The organism is Caballeronia sp. BCC1704 (assembly GCF_902833455.1).
In the GTDB taxonomy this organism is placed as follows: Bacteria; Pseudomonadota; Gammaproteobacteria; order Burkholderiales; family Burkholderiaceae; genus Caballeronia.
Genome location: NZ_CADFFT010000002.1, coordinates 1,212,119 through 1,228,093, shown reverse-complemented (window position 1 = coordinate 1,228,093; position 15,975 = coordinate 1,212,119). Strand labels below are relative to the sequence as shown.

Here is a 15,975-nt window from a genome sequence, read left to right as displayed (position 1 = left end):
GCGTCACTCCGCAAATAGATCGGGGCCGAAGACCTCATAGTGGATTCGCGCCTCGTCGATGCCCAGCTTGCGCAGCGCGTCATGCTGCAAGCGCATGAACGGAATTGGGCCGCAGATGTAGTAATCGGTTTCGGGAAGCAGGATCTCGTCCTTCAGGCCATTTAGGTCGATGAAACCGCGGCGGTCATAGTCTTCGCCTTCGACATCGGTAGGCAAGGGGTCGTCGTAATAGATCACTGCCTTGAAGTTCGGCTGGGTCGCAGCCGTTTGCTTCAGCCGGTCGCGCATGGCATGCACCGCGCTATTGCGCGCGCCGTGCACGAATACCACTTGCCTGTGCGGGTTTTGAATGGCACGCTTGAGCATGCTGACCATCGGCGTGAGACCTACGCCGCCGCTGATCAGCACGATCGGCGTCGTGGCATCGACGTCGATATGGAACGTGCCGTATGGCGCGGCGATCAATATCTCGTCGCCCACTTCGACATGATGATGCAGCAGCGACGACACATAGCCCGGTGGCCGCGCGGCGTCGCCGTCTTCGCGCTTCACGGAAATGCGATACGTCCGCCCGTTCGGCATGTCCGAGAGACTGTACTGGCGTATCTGACGCAGCTTGAGCGCGGGCACGTCGACCGCGACGCTGACATATTGCCCCGGCTCGAAGTTCATGACGGGCTGCCCGTCGGCGGGTTCGAGAACGAATGAAGTAATCGCGCTGCTGTCGGGGCGTTTCTCTTTCACAATGAACGGCCGCCAGCCTGTCCAGCCGCCCGCGGCCTCGGACGACTTTTCGCGCAGCGCCTTCTCCATGGCGATCAACACATCGGCAAGGTTCTGGTAAGCCTGTGCCCACGCCCCGATGATCTGGTCGGTCGCGGCGTCGCCCAACACCTCCTTGATCGCGCCGAGCAGATGTTCGCCGACGATCGGGTAATGCTCGGGCCGCACGTCGAGGCTTGCATGCTTGTTCGATATGTTGCGGAGCACGGCCGCAAGGCTTTCAGGATTCTCGATGTTCTCGGCATACGCATAGACGGCGCGCGCCAGCGCCGTCTGCTGTTCGCCTTGTTCCTGATGCGCCATGTTGAAAACGTTCTTCAGTTCCGGGTGCGCTTCGAATAGCCGGATATAGAAGCGTTTGATGATGGGCAGTCCGTGTTCGGCGAGCACAGGCGCGGTCGCCTTGACGATGTCCTTCGTCTCTTGACTGAGCATCGCGGTACCTCCTGTCGATCGTTCGTCCACTTGACCTGAGCAACCGTCGTACCGCAAGAGGGAAGGGGAGGCGTCCGGCGTGCTTGGCGCGGAAGCGACGTCGGCGCGACCACCACATTAAACGGCGGTGCAATCGCGCAAATACGCATTCACGCTGGCCGCCGGCATCGGCTTGGCGAAGTAATAGCCCTGAATGGCCGCGCCGCCCAGTTCGCGCACGATCCGCAACTGGTCCGTCGTCTCGACGCCTTCGATGATGCACGTCACGCCGAGGTCGTGACACAACGTGATGAGCGATCGCACGATGTTTCTGCTTCGCGGATTCGCCCCGATATCGCTGATAAAGCTCTTGTCGATCTTCAGCTTGTTGATGGGCAATGCGTGCACATAGCTGAGGCTCGAATAGCCGGTGCCGAAGTCGTCGAGCGAGATGCGCACGCCGACGTCCTGAAGCAGCGCCATGTTCGCGTTCGTCTGCGCGAAGCTGTGCATCAGTGCGGTCTCCGTCAGTTCGATCGCGATGCGTTGCGGCGACACGCGGCTTGCCTGAATGATTTCGATGAGCCGGCGCGTACGCGGTTCGCTCGCGATATCGTACGGCGAAACGTTGAAGGAAAGGTCCACGTCCTCCGGCCAAAGCTCGGCTGCGGCAAGCGACTTCTGCAACAGAATGGGCGTGAGATCCGCAATGATGCCCGCCTGCTCCGCCACCGAAATGAACGTGCCCGGCGGCACCGCGCCCAGCACGGGACTCTGCCAGCGCGCGAGGCTTTCGAGCGCGAGCGTGCGGTTCGTCGATGCATCGACGATAGGCTGAAACACGGGATAGAACTCGTCGGCAAGGTTGGCGCTGCGCAACGCCTGCTCGACCGCGCCTTGCTCTTTCAACAGTCGCTCGTGTTCCAGCGAGAACATGACCGAGCGCGAACGGCCCGAACGCTTGGCATGATAGAGCGCGTAGTCCGCGCGTTCGTAGAGCAGATCGGCCGTCGCCGCGGCGCGCGGATACATCGCGAAGCCGATCGAGCATCCGACCGATGTCACAAGGCTGCCCACGGCGATGGGCCTGCTCACCGCCTGAATGATCGCATCGGCGGATGCCTGCAGCGAGGCTTCGTCCGCATCCACGACGATGAACGCGAACTCGTCGCCGCCCACGCGCGCCAGCAACGCGGCATGGGTCGTCATGCGTTCGATGCGCCGCGCGATTTCCGCGAGCACGTGGTCGCCGACGCGGTGCCCGTGCGTGTCGTTGACGGGCTTGAAGCCGTCGAGATCCACGACGCCTACCGCCACCGTGCGCTTCGTCGCGGCGGCATTCGCAATGGACGACTGCAACTGCTCGAAAAACTGCCGGCGGTTCGGCAGACCGGTGAGCATGTCGAGGTTCGCGAGCCACACGTTCTCCTTGCTCAATGCAGCTGTTTCGGCTTCCGAACGAATGAGATTCGCGAAGTCGCGCTGATAGCCGAACATCACATAGCTCATCAGCGCGACGGTGATCGCGATATCGACCGCCGATGCCGTCGCGCCGATATCGTTCATGCTCAACATGGAGCCGAGGAACGGCAGCATCATCGCGAAGGCGACGAGCGCCGCCGCCGTGCGCAGATGCATCAGGCAGAAGAAACCCGCCATCGTGGATGCCACGATCTGCATCAGGATGAAGTATTTCGCGTGAACGTCGGCGTACTTGAATAGCATCACGTCCACGCCCATTGCGAAGACCGCGCTCACGATCAGCACGGTCGTCGCGCGGGCGAGATGGCGGCGCGCTTCGGCGTCGGTCACGTCGTCATGGCGATGCACGACCCACCAGCAGCCCCGCCAGACGAGCAGCACGATGAAGACCGACGGCATGCCGAGCGCGAGCCATGCGGGCGCGCGCTGCCCGAACACGACCATGAACGACAACATCGTGACGACGAGCGATGCGTAGAACGGCGGAATCTTCGCTGCGAACGACCGGAACTGCGCGGTGGCGACGCCGGGCAACGTCTTCATCTCATGGTGCACGACTTCCTCTCAGTGGCTGTATCCGCGCGCCGCGCGTTGGTCATGCGGCAGCGTGTTCGATGCGGAACTGCGACACCGTCTGCGAAAGATGACGCCCCTGATGATCCAGCGCCTGCGATGCCGCAGCCGCTTGCTCGACGAGCGCGGCGTTCTGCTGCGTGACGCGGTCCATCTGCGAGATCGCCTGATTGACCTGCTCGATGCCGCGGCTCTGTTCGCCCGTCGCCGCCGCGATCTCGTCCATGATGTCCGACACGCGGCGCACCGCGGTCATCACGTCGCTCATCGTCGTGCCTGCGTCCTGCGCCAGCGCGAAGCCCGCTTCCACCTTCGCCACCGACGCGCCGATCAGTTCCTTGATCTCCTTCGCCGCATGCGACGAGCGTTGCGCGAGCGAGCGCACTTCCGATGCGACCACTGCAAAGCCGCGCCCCTGTTCGCCCGCGCGCGCGGCCTCGACTGCCGCGTTCAGCGCAAGAATGTTGGTCTGAAACGCAATGCCTTCGATGATGCCGATGATGTCCGCGATCTTCGTCGAGCTCTCGCTGATCGCCGTCATGGTTTCGACGACGCGCGTCACCACGGCATTGCCTTGTTGTGCCACATGCGACGCGTTGCTCGACAGCGTGCTCGCCTGCTGCGCGTTGTCGGCGTTCTGGCGGACCGTCGAGGTCAGCTCTTCCATGCTGGCCGCCGTCTCCTGCAGCGACGACGCCTGCTCGTCTGTGCGCGCCGACAAGTCTGCGTTGCCCGAGGCAATCTGCATGGAACCGGTCGCGATGCTGTCGGCCGCCGTGCGCACTTCGGCAATCAACGTGACGAGGCTCTTTTGCATCGCGTCCATCGACGAAAGCACGCTGCCTTGCGGGACCGCGCGAGTCATGGTGACGGGGCTGAGATCGCCCGACGCCACGCGCTGTGTGATTTCCTTGAGCGTCGCCGGCTCGGTGCCGAGCGCGCGCGTCAGGCCGCGCGTGATGATGACGCCCGCTGCCACCGCAGCCGCTACCGCCGCGAGGCAAATGGCGATGAGGATGGCCCGCTGCGTCGCGAAGTGTTCATGAGCCTCGGCCACAAGCGTCTCGGCGCGCTCGTGCGTGTAAGCGGAATAGGCGTTGGTGGCGCTCACGAGCGCGGCCAGCAACGGGCGGCAGTCTTCGTTGATCTTGCGCACGGCTTCCTCTTGACGGTGCTCGGTCGCGAGGTTGACGATCGCCTGGGCGACCGGCGCATACAGCGCTTCGATGCGATTGATCTCGGCGACGAGCGAGCGCGCCTTCTCGGTCGTGTCGGTCGCGGAGGCGATCATCGCGTCGAGTTTGGCGAGGCGTTGGGAGACATCGGCTTGCGCCTGCGCTTCGGCGGCCTTCTCCAACTCGAAGTCGGCGGGCGTCGTCACGAGCGCCATGTTGCGCGCGGCGATCGCGCGCCGGTCCACTGCCTGACGCACCTGTTCGGCCAGCGCCGCGCGGGTGTTGATGCCTTCGACAAAGCCGAAGAAGCGTTGATTCGCGTCGCCGAGCGCGGTGATGGACACCGCTGATACGATCAGGACGACAGCCGTTAGCAGCGAGAATGACAAGGCCAGTTTTGCCTTGACCGACATGGTTTTGAGGTTCATAGCGTGTTTTATGTGTTCGCCGTGGTCTTCGGCGCCGCGGGCGTTGTGCGCCTACGTCGTTTATAGAGACTTCCTTTTTTACCAAATGTCGACGTCTTGTCAAAGCCAACGATGCCAGCCATAATTACCATGTGAAGAAGAAAGGCGTGGTAATTGCGACCGAAGACCGAAAAAGACAGCGAAATGGCGTATTAAGCGTAGATTTAACCGACAAATCGTGCAAGCGAAAACTTCCATTTCTATCAATTTCGGCGATTGTGCTTTCATCTGAAGGTAGCTATCGTTTGCGCCTCGTTCGCGCTTTACCGTAAGGAACGCATGACAAAGGAAGACGATCCCATTCTCACCACGCGCGACGTCGCGGCCCGGCTCGGCGTTTCGGTGAAGACAGCGCAAACGTGGATCGAGCAGGGACAAATCGAATCGTGGAAAACGCCGGGCGGGCATAGGCGCGTTCGCGCGAGCGCGGTCGACGCGTTGCGCGACCAACTCGGCAACCGGCGGCCGGCACCGGTTCATGCCGAAAGCTCCGTGGCGCTCGTCGTGGCATCGGAAGCCGCATTGCCGTCGTACGTGGAAGCGGCCGCGGCTGCGGGGCTGCGCGCCATCGGGCAGAGCGACCCGCTCAACGCAATGTTGGACGCGGGCCTCGCCATGCCCGCCGTGATCGCCGTCGAACTGATGCGCGGGGACTGGGAGCGCCTGTCGATGTGCCGGCGGCTGCTGCATTCGCGCGATCTGGCGCACATGCGCATGCTGCTCGTCACCGACATGCCCGCCGCGCAACTCGAAGCGGAGCTGGGCGCCTTGTCGCGCATTGCGGTGCTGCCAGCGCCCGCTGACAAGCCCGCTTTCGCTGCTGCGCTCGTCGCGTGTCTATCGCTCGCGCCCCCGGACAATGCGGACACTTCGCCGTATCCCGTCGCGGCGAATGAAGCCGCGCGCCTACGGGCGGTCGAGCGCACGGGACTCGTCGATTCGGCGAGCGATCCCGAGTTCGACGAGGTCGTGCAGCTCACAGCGGAGACGCTGCGCGTGCCGATTTGCCTGATGACGCTGCTCACGCCCGACCGGCAATGGTTCAAGGCGCGCTGGGGGCTTAACGCGCACGAGACGCCGCGCTCGTGGGCGTTCTGCAACTACACGGTCATGCAGAACGATGCGTTCGTGGTGGAAGACGCGGCGGCCGATCCGCGCTTCGAGGCTAATCCGCTCGTCACCGACGAGCCGCGCATTCGCTTCTATGCTGGCGTACCGTTGCGCGACGCAGAAGGCAACGCGCTCGGCGCGCTCTGCGGCATCGACCGGCAGCCACGCGTCATGGACGCTACGCAGAAGCGGCGCCTCGTCAATCTGGCGGCGCTTGCATCGAACCGCATTGCTCTGGTTACGCGTAGGCGGCTCGATCGCTGGAACAGGGGCGCGTGAGCTGGCGGGAGTTCAGACGCGCGACATCAGCAAGCGGATGCCCGCTGCGCCGAAGAGCAACGCGAGGCACGCATTGAGATAGCGCTGCATGCGCGCGTACAGGCGGCGCGGCGCTGCCATCGAGAACAAGACCGCATACCCGCCGAAGACGCTCATGCCGATGCACAGGCACCCCGCGACCACAGTCAACGTGTGCATCGGCGGCGTTGCGGTGGATGAGCCGAGCGCGGCGATCGACATCCACACGAGAATGGCTTTCGGATTCGTGAGATGCAAAAGCGCGCCGCGCGCATAGAGCCGGCGCGCGTCCGGTGCCGGAGCATGTCGTGAAGCGGGGCGCAGGGGCGGGCGCCACGCGGCGCGAGCCGACTTCGCCGCGAGCCACAGCAGATACGCCCCGCCGCACAACTTCACAGCCACGAGAAAGCCGGAATACGCGGCAAGCGCGGCCGACAGGCCCAGCGCGGCGAGCACGGCCCACGTCAACGAGCCGGACATGACGCCCGCCGCGAACGCCAGGGCCGCGCGCCTGCCGGATGTGCTCGCAATCGACATGATCGCCAGATTGCTCGGCCCGGGGCTGGCCGTTCCCACGAAATAAGCCGACCAGGCGAGCAGCAGGTTGGCGTCGAAGAAGGTCTGTGCGGTCATGGCGGATTCCTCTGGTCGGTCCGGTCGAGTTTTCCGCAGACCGTACCTGTCTGAACAGAGACAATCCATTGCGGGCGGCACGGGCCAGTTCGGCCGCGATGCCTGTGCGCTCTGCGCGGCGGCACACATACATCGCTTGATCACCAACGGCGCAGCGCCTACAGTGGACGCTGTGCTTTCAGCCGGCCTTAGCACCCCTTACGTTATTTCTCATCGAACGAAGGATGCGATATGAACAAGGCGCCGTCGCCCGTCTCCACCGATCAGCCCTCTCCCGAGAGGCTTCTACAAATAGGCATGGGCTTCTGGGCGTCAAAGGCGCTGCTGTCTGCGGTCGAACTCGGCGTCTTCACACAGCTGGCGTCCGGTCCGCGAGAAGGGGCGGAGCTGGCCGAAGCCCTCGGGCTGCATCCACGGGCAGCGAGCGACTTCCTCGATGCGCTCGTCGCGCTAGGCTTGCTCGACCGTGATGGCACCGTCTACAGCAATAAGGCCGACACCGATCTCTTTCTCGACAGGTCGAAGCCTTGTTATGTCGGCGGATTGCTGGAGATGGCGAACGCGCGACTCTATCCCTTCTGGGGCGCGCTGACCGAAGCGCTCATGACCGGTCTGCCGCAAAACGAAGCGAAGCACGGCGGCAACCCGTTCGACGCGATCTATCGCGATCAGGCGTCGTTGCGCGGTTTCCTTCAGGGCATGACGGGCGTGAGTCTCGGTACGGCTCGCGCCATTGCCCAGAAGTTTCCGTGGGGCGATTACACCACGTTTATCGATATCGGCGCGGCGCAGGGCGCGCTGCCCGTGCAAGTGGCGATGGCGCATCCGCATCTGACGGGCGGAGGCTTCGACTTGCCGGCCGTCGGCCCGGTATACGAGGAGTACGTCGCTGCACATGGCCTGAGCGACCGGCTGCGCTTCTATCCGGGCGACTTCTTCAAGGACGAATGTCCGTCGGCGGATGTGCTCGTGATGGGGCACATCCTGCACGACTGGGCGCTGCCGCAAAAACTCGATCTTCTCGCCAAATGCCATGCGGCGTTGCCGCCGGGCGGCGCGCTTATCGTCTACGACGCGGTCATCGACGACGAGCGCCGCGAGAATGCGTTCGGCTTGCTGATGAGCCTGAACATGCTGATCGAGACGCCGGGCGGTTTCGATTACACCGGCGCGCAATGCCGCAAATGGATGGAACAGACCGGCTTTAGCAACATACGCGTCGAGCATCTCGTCGGGCCCGATTCCATGGTTATCGGCTACAAATAACGCAACCGCGGTCGGGGGGTCGGCAGAGAGAAACGGCCGCCGTTCGCGTTGCGTTTGTCCCCTCGACGCCTTCACTTCCTTCCTTCCCCGCGATACAACGCTCGACAAGCGGCAGAGGTGCGCCGCTGCTTCGTCGTTGCTCGCAAGTATCGTCTGACTGCTCAAATCGCTATATAGTCGGAATATCGAGGTGTTCGCGCTCGACGATATTTCGTTGGAGCGTGAGCCGAACTCACGCGCGTCTGTGCAAGGACGGATTGCACAATGGACGAAGAAGACGAAGTCTCTCTGGAGCTGCCGCCGCCGCATCGAAACTTTGCGGCGACGCGTGCGATTATCGTCCTTCTCGCGGTCATTTCAGTACTCGGTCCTTTTCTCTGCGTCTGCGGGTACGCCTGGTTCGACTACCATCGCAGACTATCCGAAGCATTCGACGAAGTGGATCGCCTCACGCGAGTCGCGGAAGAGCAGGCTGCGACCGTGCAGGAACTCAACGCAGAGGTGCTCGACCGCATCGCCGAACTCATGGGCGAGCAGCGACCTGACTGGATCGCCCGTCAAGAACACACCATTCATGAATCGCTCAACGCGATTGTCGGCCGCTTTCCGCAGATAGCGAGCGCCGCGGTCTATAGCGCAACGGGGCAATTGCTCGCGAGTAGCCGCTTCTATCCGGTTCCGAACGTGTCGATCAGCGGCAGCGAGACGCTACAGGCGGCGTCGAACGCACACGGCGAACCTCATGTCTCGCTAGCGCAACCCGGCTTCCTTACCGGTAGCAACGTATTCACCGTAAGCACTTCATGGGTAGATAAAGCGGGCAGGTCGCTCGGCGTTTTCGCAATCGCGCTGCGGCAACAGTACTTTCTGGACTTCTATCGGGAACTCACTGGCGACGAGCCGTTCGTTCTCATCGGCCTGTATCGCGCTGATGGTGGAATCCTGGCGCGCTTCCCGAACTCGCGGCCTCATACGACTTCGGCGGCGGACTCCGGAGTCAAGCATGCGATTGAAGCAAACGCGCGGTTCGGGCATCTGCTTTCAGTTTCACCGGTTGATGGCCGCGATAGGGTGCTTGCGTACCGGCGGGTGCGCGGTTATCCGCTCTATGTCACGGCAGGCATCGAGACCGCTTTCATCGCCGCTAAATGGCGCGCGAATCTGATCGCCATCACGACCATATTGCTCGTTCCATGCGTCGTCGTATGGGTACTGCTCTGGATGTCGTTGCGAAGGCTCGGTGAAGAGGAAGTCGCGTGGCGCAACTGGCATGCCGAAGTCAGCCGACGCGTGTCCGCCGAAGAATCGAACCGACAACTGCGTCGCACGGGCGCGCTCGGCAATCTCGTGGCCAACGTCGCGCATGACTTCAATAATCTCTTGATGGTCGTGAACGCCAACGTGGAACTGGCGCGACGCAAGCACTATACGGATCTCGAGAAGGAAGTGTTGGCGGTTCAGCATGCGGCGAAAGGCGCGCAAGGACTCGCGCGTCGGCTGATGAGCGTGGCGCGCAAGCAGCCGGTGAAACTCGAATGCGTGAACGTCTGCGAATGGATCGAAAGCATGCGCGATCTCATCGAGACGTCGCTAGGCGAGCAGCTGGTACTGGATCTCCAACTGACTGGTCGACTTAGCAGCGTCATGGTCGATCCCGTGGAACTCGAAGCGGCCGTCATCAATCTTTGCGTCAACGCGAAAGACGCCATGCCCGACGGTGGCAAGTTCACGGTGCGATGCGAATCCATCACACTTACGGAACGAACCTTCGACTTGCTGCCCGGCGACTATGTTCTTCTTCGCTTTACCGATACCGGCAAAGGCATGACCGATGCCGTGCTGCGCCGCGCGTTCGAGCCGCTCTTCACTACGAAGGCGAAGGGCGCCGGTACCGGGCTGGGGCTTGCGCAAGTCATGGCGACATGCGAGCAGTCGGGCGGCACGGCACGCATAGAAAGCGAGCCGGGCCGCGGGACAACCATCAGCGTCTACCTTCCGCGTATCGAGGGCCAAGAGGGTTGCGCTGAGCCTGCTGCGGAGCCGCTGCCGGAGGAGGCCGCAGACGTGCTCGCTTCCGGCGTGAGCGTGCTTCTCGTCGAAGATAACCAGAGCGTAGCGGATGGCATTGCCGCCGTGCTCGACGTCTTGGGTTGCAGCGTGCGCCATGAGTTGACGGCAGATAGTGCGATCGCCCTGCTGGAAAGCGGATACCGCGCTGACCTCGTGCTTTCGGACGTACAAATGCCGGGTAAGCGCGATGGCCTTGACCTTGCCGAATACGTTCGAGACCGTTGGCCGGACCAGATGATCGCGCTCATGACCGGCTATGCGCAGGAATTGAGGCGCGCATCGGATGCCGATGTTGTTATCCTTGCGAAACCATTCGACATCAACGAACTGCGATCGGTGGTGAAGAACTGCGTGCGCAGTTGATCAAGGCCGGCGCAACGGAGGGGCGCGGGGTAAATCAACGCATAAGACACAGAGTTCGCGCCGCCTATGCCTGGGCCGCCTTAGGCGATTCATGAGCTCAAGCGTCGGAGCATGCATTGCCACTCGTGTCGAAAAAAATAGAACATACGGAGACAGAATCGCGTGAACGCTCTCGACTCGTCAATTCAACTTTGGCTGCTTCATGCTCTGCCTTCCTCGGGCTTATTCGCTCACGCGGTCGGCGTCGTGGCCGAATTCTATCTGTTCAAGGGACTCGTTCCGCTCGCCATTCTGTGGGCACTCTGGTTCAAGCAGGGCAGTACGTTGAGCTACCGTCGAGAAATGGTGGTCGCAATCGTGATGTCTGCGCTGCTGGCCTTCGTCGTCGGACGCCTTCTTGCGCTCGTCTTGCCGTTCAGACTTCGGCCGATGTATAGCCCGAGTCTAGCTTCCAGCTTTCCCGGCGCGAGCCAGGCGAGCAATCATCTGCGACTGTGGAGTTCATTCCCTAGCGACCATGCCGCACTGTGGATGTCGGTCGCGGTCGGCATCTTTCTCGTCTGGCGATGGGTCGGTGTACTGGCGATTGTGCAGTGCCTTCTGTTGATCTGTTTGCCTCGCGTGTACCTGGGTCTGCACTATCCGACCGATGTGGTGGCGGGCGCGCTAATCGGCACGGCTGTCGTCATCTTCGTGACCCGGGCCACCGTGAGAAGACGCTTCGCGCCGCGTATCGTGAGCCTGATCTATCGACGACCGGGCACAGCAGCTATGCTCGCTTTCCTTTTCTTCTTCGAACTCGCAACGATGTTCGATGAGCCGCGACTGCTGGCGATTGCTTTACACAAAGCGCTTTAGGGTATCGGCGATCCGTCTAATGCGCTCCTTTAGGTCTGCTACGGCCTTCTGTTCGTCATAAGAATACTCAATTACCCTAATAGTCACCGCTTGCGCCGCGAAATAACGCATGTGCGAAGGCTTCGATTGCGACGAGCGTGTGTCGGCGTGTCAGAAATACGCGTTTCGGAAGTTTCTTCCTGCTGAATGATTTCAGACGAATTTTTTTCTGAAATGTGTGTTTACAGCCATCTCATTAGACGATAACCTTGCTTCCGTGCTGACCGATTCGGAAAAGGATGCCTTAAACGAAGCGGCACGCAGAAGCAGTCGGTAAGTAATACCCTTGGACCAGTTTGCATCGGTGACCACGAGTGGCGCGGTCATCGGCCTTCCTCGGCAGGCAATCGTTTGCTGGCGTCAACGCCAGCGCGATAGGAACCAGGCATAGCTCGACGGCCGGTTCAACGCAGTGCGACCGAACCGGTTCCCCAGTAAGCGAAATACGTTCTTGGTCGTCGGCATGTGTTGCCGGCAACCTACTTCAACTCTGCGAGCGAATGCTCGCTCCTTAGTACTGCCAAGTGATCATGAACAACAATCAAGCTACGCAATCCCTGAGTTTCCTCGCTAAGTCGAAGGCTGCAACGTTGGCAACCGCGGTCGTCCTGAGCGCGCTGCTCGCGGCCTGCGGCGGCGGTGGAGAAGCTGCTGTCGACGCCGCAACGAACAAGTCCGCCGATGTGCCGGAGGCAACCGATAAGGCCGCGACCACGGGCTCGATTTTCTACGGGGTGAACGGTCACATCACGAACGGCGGCGCATACGACAGCACCGCTTACGCAACGCAGCTCGCGCAGCTTCAGAGCCTCGGCGTGAAGATCTACCGCAACGACGTCTACAGCCAGGCTTCCGCGAAGGTCGTCGCGACGGTTGCCAAGACGTTCGCCGCAGGCGGTATTCAGGTTTATCCGGTGATCATGCTCGGCCTGAACTACAACAGCGAGCAGGCGGCCTACAACGCCGGTTACACGCTCGGCCAGCAGACGGCGCAAACGTACAACTATACGTACTACGAAGTGGGTAACGAAATGGAAGCCCACACGCTCGCCGGCAATTACGACGGCAATGTCTGGAATCAGTACAGCAATCAGCCGTTCACTATTGCGCGCGGCGCGATCCGCGGCATGATCGCCGGCGTGAAGTCGGTCAACAGCTCGGCGAAGATCATCGTCGACGGGACGTGGAAGCACACCGCGTTCTTCCAGATGCTGGCGGATGGCTCGCAGCCGGACGGCACGCATGGTCACCCGACCGTCAGCTGGGACATCACGGCGTGGCACTGGTACTCCGACCAAGGCGACATGACCCATGCCTGCGGCAACACCGGTTGCCACGACGTCCTGGGCGTGCTTCAGTCGATGGGTAAGCCGATCTGGATCAACGAGTACGGCGTTCGCCCGACCTACGGCACCTACTCGTCGATTGCGTCGTACATGACCGGCAACCTGATGATGCAGCAGTTCTACAACAACGCGGCCAAGTACAACATCCAGTCGATTCAGGCTTTCGAGATGTATGACGACAGCGAAGGCGCGTATGGCTTGATGCAGAGCGACGGCAAGACGCAGAAGCCGGCTTTCACGGCGGTCAAGAGCTTCATCGCAACGCACCCGAAGTAAATCGAAAAGGGCCTCCGGGCCCTTTTTTGTTTTGGGCGTTCTGAATGACCGCATCGCTGGGTCGCTGAGGTGTCGTGTGAGAACGGTGCTTTCTCAACGCAACTGACAAGCGGGAAACGCAATCGCGGCTTTCATAGAAGTGAAGCTATGAGTCTCAGCCGCTGCTCGGTGTGAAGCGCCCGTGCGTCCCGCACTTTCGTTCTAGCGAAAACCCTACTCGCGCAAGAAGAGCGAGAGACGTCAAGCAGTCGCGAGCGCGGCCGTCAGCCAAAGGTCCTATGCATATGCAAGGTCGCATGGTCGCGCCTGCTACTTCGATTGCTTGTTCGAGGGCGGCGCCGTTTTGGAGGCGGCGTCGGGATTGAAGCAGCCGGGATCCTGCAATCGCGCCCGCGCCGCATCGATATCGTTGGGGTAGGTGATCTCGTCGGCGATCGGGTTGTACCCTGCGCATCGATAGCGGTCGAGATCCGAGCGGACTTGCTCGCGCGTGGAATCTTTCGAGTCGGCCGGCGAAGCGGCGCGTACGTTCAGAGGCGTTAGCAGACCGAGCGTCAGAGTGCAGACGACAGCGAAGCCAGCCGTCGCGCGTTTGCGAAAGCAGTGCCAGCCCGGTAGCAAACCGGCCCGGCCAAGTGAGCTCTCTTTATGAGCCATGCAAGTTCTCCACGCCGTGATGCACCGACTACTGCGCCGACGATGTCGGCAAGCCTTGCAGCAGGTGAGAAGCATGTTGCAGATGATTTTCTCCGATCGGCACGCCTCGCGCCGCAAAGGCTCTCACTTGCGCGTCTTCGCCATGCTGCGCCTCGCTCGCATAAAGCGCATTGCCCATTTGATGGATATGCACCTGCGCAATCGCATATTCGCGGTCGAAGGCGGGTCCCGTCATGGTTCCGAGTTCGTCGTAGAGCGTGCGGTTTGCCGGGTCCATCGCCTGTAACAAGCGCACGTGTTTCTCGTCCGCGATCTGGGACAACTCGCCGTTGATGCGCGTATGCTCGGCGACCATTTTCTGCCCGAACTCGCGAACTTCCGGTGAACCGCCTCGCTCGGACGCCAGCTTGCCGAGATCGATCTCGGCTTTGCCGACGCTCGCGGCGGTCAGCATGAACTGTTGGTCGGCGGTGCTGACTTGGGCGTCCGACTGCATTAGACGGCAGCCCGCGGCTGAGAACGCAGTCGCGCAAACGAGGGTCGCAAGAATCCCCCGACTGTGTGGCCGCGATATCGTCAGATGCGGCTTACTCACGCACGCGTTCGCATCCATATCGCGGTGAAATGCCAGTTGCTCTGGCGCTGTAGATTCCTGACACATCGCGCCCTCCGTTTGGGTTTAGCGGTAGTGACAGTCAGCGCAGCAAAGCGCGGTCCACAGGCGCGCTCAACGCATCACGAGTGGTTGCCTTTGGTGTGACCGCGACAGTTACGGCTTTACTGCATCGAGCATGCGGGAGCCGCTAACCGGAAGAACTTCCCGCGCGAGTTCAACGCGATTGCGGCCATTGTCTTTGGCGCGATACAGCGCCTCGTCGGCTTGCTTGAGCAACTGCTCGATGCTCGCGTCGGCAGCGCCCAGATAAGCGATTCCGATGCTGCACGTATAGGAAGGCAAGGCCGATTCACTCGCGCCTGCGATTCGCTCCTGCAATGCGTGTCCAAGGCGCAATGGCTCGTGAAGGCTGTCGCACGGAAAGAGCACGGCGAACTCCTCTCCGCCCCAGCGTGCGAACTGTGCCTCTGGCGGAAGCGAAAGACTTGCGCGTCGCGCGAAATCCACGAGGATGTCGTCACCCATCGAATGACCGTAGGTGTCGTTGATTTTCTTGAAGTGGTCCAGATCGATCAGCAAGAGCGACAGGTATCGCCTGACCTTGCGCGGTGCTTCTCGCGACATCGTGTGAGCGCCCAGCAGAGCGCGACGATTCAGTAGGCCAGTAAGAGGGTCGATGCGCGACAATTCCTCGAGATGCACCCTGAGGCGGTTCACGGCTGTGAGCATGAAACCGACGGTAATGCTCAACGACATGAATGCGCCACTGCTCAAATAGACCATCTGCATGCGGTCGTGCGCATACAGTCCCTCGTGCGACGCGCCCGGTTGCAGCGACGTGAGCACTCTCGCCGACGCGATGACGGTCTCGAATGCGAACAACGTGCCGACGACCTTCGCTCCGCTATCGTCCCGGCCGAATCGCAGCAACTCATAGGCGAGGCGCGCGAAAAGCAGCGTGAGAATCACGTTGGTAAACAGGGCCCGCCCGTAAGGCGTGAAGTGCACCCACGTCATCCAGCTGAGACTGACTGCGTCCACGAATGCCAACGCTGCAATGGTGCGGATGAAGGGTGGACGACCCAGGTAGCGCTGGGTACCGATCAGCCAAAGTCCGATGCTCCCGACGATACATGCATTGCCGACGACGACGGACAGCCAGTCCGGCAACGCACCGCGCAATGCCATCACGAAAGCGGCGGCAGAAAAAAGCAATGAGCCTTGCGCCCAATGTGCAACCCCCAGAATCGTTCTGGGGAACGTTCTGCCGATAGAGAACATCACCAGAGCCATGAGCCCAGGCATCACGGATGCCATCAGCAGGACGGTACGTAAGTCGAACGTGGGCATGATGGGCTTGTCGGTGCGCGAATGAAGTGGGTTTTCTGTGCGTGATGTTGCCGCTTTGAAGCCTTGCGGCTTGCAAGCGCAGACAAGCGTGGGCGAGGTAGCCGTCTCGACAGCAAGTGGCGGTGAGTCTCTCCACGTGCTACCGAAGAGACACTGTCCACTTGCGTCGGTCAACGTCAGTTATCGGCTCCGGAAGCCGA

Annotated in this window: 11 protein-coding genes and 1 pseudogene; 5 read left to right on the top strand and 7 right to left on the bottom strand. The window is 61.5% G+C overall.

Annotated elements, in window-relative coordinates:
- Positions 1-3 precede the first annotated feature (3 nt).
- The 3 genes and pseudogenes from hmpA to HWX53_RS15280 form a co-directional block, all read right to left on the bottom strand.
- Entirely contained in the window at positions 4-1,218 is a 1,215-nt protein-coding gene (gene hmpA / locus HWX53_RS15290; RefSeq protein ID WP_175942172.1) for an NO-inducible flavohemoprotein, read from the bottom strand.
- A 117-nt stretch (positions 1,219-1,335) separates the two neighbouring features.
- The gene (locus HWX53_RS15285; protein WP_175942170.1) at positions 1,336-3,222 is read right to left on the bottom strand and encodes an EAL domain-containing protein; all 1,887 of its coding nucleotides are present in this window, start codon (positions 3,220-3,222) and stop codon (positions 1,336-1,338) included.
- Positions 3,223-3,295: 73 nt separating this feature from the next.
- Positions 3,296-4,855, bottom strand: a pseudogene (locus HWX53_RS15280) (methyl-accepting chemotaxis protein); the annotation flags it as partial.
- Positions 4,856-5,173: 318 nt separating this feature from the next.
- Between HWX53_RS15280 and HWX53_RS15275 the strand changes: the two are divergent.
- Entirely contained in the window at positions 5,174-6,283 is a 1,110-nt protein-coding gene (locus HWX53_RS15275) for a GAF domain-containing protein (protein WP_175942166.1), read from the top strand.
- A 12-nt stretch (positions 6,284-6,295) separates the two neighbouring features.
- On the opposite strand, the gene HWX53_RS15270 is transcribed toward HWX53_RS15275, so the two are convergent.
- On the bottom strand, positions 6,296-6,934 hold the full coding sequence (locus HWX53_RS15270; protein ID WP_175942164.1) for a LysE family translocator: 639 nt from the start codon (positions 6,932-6,934) through the stop codon (positions 6,296-6,298).
- A 231-nt stretch (positions 6,935-7,165) separates the two neighbouring features.
- On the opposite strand from HWX53_RS15270, the gene HWX53_RS15265 reads away from it, so the two are divergent.
- The 4 genes from HWX53_RS15265 to HWX53_RS15250 all read left to right on the top strand — a co-directional run bounded on the left by HWX53_RS15265 (position 7,166) and on the right by HWX53_RS15250 (position 13,152).
- On the top strand, positions 7,166-8,200 hold the full coding sequence (locus HWX53_RS15265) for a methyltransferase (protein ID WP_175942163.1): 1,035 nt from the start codon (positions 7,166-7,168) through the stop codon (positions 8,198-8,200).
- 264 nt (positions 8,201-8,464) lie between these two features.
- Positions 8,465-10,633 carry a hybrid sensor histidine kinase/response regulator gene (locus HWX53_RS15260; RefSeq protein WP_175942160.1) on the top strand — a complete coding sequence of 723 codons (2,169 nt, stop codon included), beginning with the start codon at positions 8,465-8,467 and terminating at the stop codon, positions 10,631-10,633.
- Positions 10,634-10,795: 162 nt separating this feature from the next.
- Positions 10,796-11,491: a phosphatase PAP2 family protein gene (locus tag HWX53_RS15255; RefSeq protein WP_175942158.1), complete on the top strand. Its 696-nt coding sequence runs from the start codon at positions 10,796-10,798 to the stop codon at positions 11,489-11,491.
- Positions 11,492-12,060: 569 nt separating this feature from the next.
- Positions 12,061-13,152: a lipopolysaccharide biosynthesis protein gene (locus HWX53_RS15250; protein ID WP_175942156.1), complete on the top strand. Its 1,092-nt coding sequence runs from the start codon at positions 12,061-12,063 to the stop codon at positions 13,150-13,152.
- A gap of 309 nt (positions 13,153-13,461) precedes the next feature.
- On the opposite strand, the gene HWX53_RS15245 is transcribed toward HWX53_RS15250, so the two are convergent.
- The 3 genes from HWX53_RS15245 to HWX53_RS15235 all read right to left on the bottom strand — a co-directional run bounded on the left by HWX53_RS15245 (position 13,462) and on the right by HWX53_RS15235 (position 15,949).
- Entirely contained in the window at positions 13,462-13,809 is a 348-nt protein-coding gene (locus HWX53_RS15245; protein ID WP_175942154.1) for a DUF4148 domain-containing protein, read from the bottom strand.
- Between the two features lie 28 nt (positions 13,810-13,837).
- Entirely contained in the window at positions 13,838-14,305 is a 468-nt protein-coding gene (locus tag HWX53_RS15240) for a DUF4142 domain-containing protein (RefSeq protein ID WP_175942152.1), read from the bottom strand.
- 273 nt (positions 14,306-14,578) lie between these two features.
- Positions 14,579-15,949: a GGDEF domain-containing protein gene (locus HWX53_RS15235; RefSeq protein ID WP_244140124.1), complete on the bottom strand. Its 1,371-nt coding sequence runs from the start codon at positions 15,947-15,949 to the stop codon at positions 14,579-14,581.
- Positions 15,950-15,975 lie beyond the last annotated feature (26 nt).

Excerpts from the sequence above, each read along its gene's own strand:
- HWX53_RS15275 (WP_175942166.1), top strand. The coding sequence starts at position 5,174 with ATGACAAAGGAAGACGATCCCATTCTCACCACGCGCGACGTCGCGGCC.
- HWX53_RS15250 (WP_175942156.1), top strand. The coding sequence starts at position 12,061 with ATGAACAACAATCAAGCTACGCAATCCCTGAGTTTCCTCGCTAAGTCG.
- HWX53_RS15285 (WP_175942170.1), bottom strand. The coding sequence starts at position 3,222 with ATGAAGACGTTGCCCGGCGTCGCCACCGCGCAGTTCCGGTCGTTCGCA.
- HWX53_RS15270 (WP_175942164.1), bottom strand. The coding sequence starts at position 6,934 with ATGACCGCACAGACCTTCTTCGACGCCAACCTGCTGCTCGCCTGGTCG.
- HWX53_RS15240 (WP_175942152.1), bottom strand. The coding sequence starts at position 14,305 with ATGCAGTCGGACGCCCAAGTCAGCACCGCCGACCAACAGTTCATGCTG.
- HWX53_RS15245 (WP_175942154.1), bottom strand. The coding sequence starts at position 13,809 with ATGGCTCATAAAGAGAGCTCACTTGGCCGGGCCGGTTTGCTACCGGGC.
- HWX53_RS15260 (WP_175942160.1), top strand. The coding sequence starts at position 8,465 with ATGGACGAAGAAGACGAAGTCTCTCTGGAGCTGCCGCCGCCGCATCGA.
- hmpA (WP_175942172.1), bottom strand. The coding sequence starts at position 1,218 with ATGCTCAGTCAAGAGACGAAGGACATCGTCAAGGCGACCGCGCCTGTG.
- HWX53_RS15265 (WP_175942163.1), top strand. The coding sequence starts at position 7,166 with ATGAACAAGGCGCCGTCGCCCGTCTCCACCGATCAGCCCTCTCCCGAG.